The organism is Rhodosalinus sediminis (assembly GCF_003385555.1).
Taxonomy (GTDB): domain Bacteria; phylum Pseudomonadota; class Alphaproteobacteria; order Rhodobacterales; family Rhodobacteraceae; genus Rhodosalinus; species Rhodosalinus sediminis.
Map to the genome: position 1 here is coordinate 1 of NZ_QOHR01000092.1, position 585 is coordinate 585.

Annotated in this window: 1 protein-coding gene; it reads right to left on the reverse strand. The window is 68.0% G+C overall.

The annotated features are described in order from the left end of the window. The coding region (locus tag DRV84_RS15230; RefSeq protein ID WP_147298892.1) for an AMP-binding enzyme at positions 1-585 on the reverse strand (585 nt) is incomplete at both ends.

Consider the following 585-nt stretch of genomic DNA (forward strand, 5'->3'; position numbering starts at 1 on the left):
CTCCCGGTTCATGCGGTTTTCGACGAGGTCGTCGACGACGGCGGGGTCGGCGAGGGTGGACGTGTCGCCGAGGGAGGCGGGGTCGTTCTCGGCGATCTTTCTGAGGATGCGGCGCATGATCTTGCCGGAGCGGGTCTTGGGCAGGCCCGGCGCCCATTGCACGAGGTCGGGGCTGGCGATGGGGCCGATCTCCTGGCGGACCCAGTCGCGGAGCTCCTTCTTCAGGGCGTCGGAGGGCGCGACGTCGTTCATCAGCGTGACGTAGCAGTAGATGCCCTGACCCTTGATCGGGTGCGGGTAGCCCACGACCGCGGCCTCGGCGACCTTGGAATGCGCCACGAGCGCGCTCTCGACCTCGGCGGTGCCCATGCGGTGGCCCGAGACGTTGATCACGTCGTCGACGCGCCCGGTGATCCAGTAGTGGCCGTCTTCGTCGCGCCGGCAGCCGTCGCCGGTGAAGTAGTAGCCCTTGTACTGCTCGAAGTAGGTCTTTTCGAAGCGCGCGTGATCGCCCCAGACGGTGCGCATCTGCCCCGGCCAGCTCGACTTGAGCGCGAGCACGCCCTCGGCGGGGCTTTCGTGGAT